Here is a 604-nt window from a genome sequence, read left to right as displayed (position 1 = left end):
GGCTGCCGACCACTTCGGCAGCGCCTTGGCGGCGGCCGCAACCGCCGCGTCGATATCGGCGGCATTGGCGTCCGAGACCTCGGCCAGCAGCTTGCCGGAAGACGGCTCGCTGGTCTCGAAGGTCTTGCCGCCGGCAGCGGCTTTCCAGTCGCCGCCGATGAACAGCGCCTTGCCGAAATCGCGCGCGGCAAGCCAGGCGTCGGCCTCGTTGCGGGCCTCCGGTGCCGGGCCGTATTCCATGGCGTGATAGCGATCGAGAATGTTCATCAGGTGCCTCCTTCACCCTCCCGCCTGGGAGGGTCGATCGGCAAAAGCCGATCGGGGTGGGGTAAAGGCTTACGCCATCGCGTGGCGATGATTGGCCGAATAATGTCCGGTCAGATGGTGCTCGAGCTGGCGCTCGATGTCGGTCAAGAGGCTCGACGCGCCGAAACGGAACAGGTCCGGCTCCAGCCATGGCCGGCCGAGCTCTTCCTTCATCAGCACCAGCCAGTCGAGCGAGGCCTTGGCCGTGGAAATGCCGCCGGCCGGCTTGAAGCCGATGAGATAGCCGGTTTCCTCGAAATAGGCCCTGATGGCACGCACCATGGCGAGGCCGACGGGC

At 66.2% G+C, this 604-nt stretch carries 1 protein-coding gene and 1 pseudogene; both read right to left on the bottom strand.

Annotated elements, in window-relative coordinates:
• Window positions 1-267: aldehyde dehydrogenase family protein (locus EN914_RS37605; protein ID WP_127389791.1), on the bottom strand; the 267-nt coding region annotated here is incomplete at its 3' end.
• Window positions 268-336: 69 nt separating this feature from the next.
• Window positions 337-604 (bottom strand): annotated as a pseudogene (locus EN914_RS37600) (deoxyribose-phosphate aldolase); the annotation flags it as partial.

Source organism: Mesorhizobium sp. M7A.F.Ca.CA.001.08.2.1 (assembly GCF_003998455.1).
GTDB lineage: Bacteria > Pseudomonadota > Alphaproteobacteria > Rhizobiales > Rhizobiaceae > Mesorhizobium > Mesorhizobium ciceri.
This window is presented reverse-complemented; position numbering and strand designations above follow the sequence as displayed.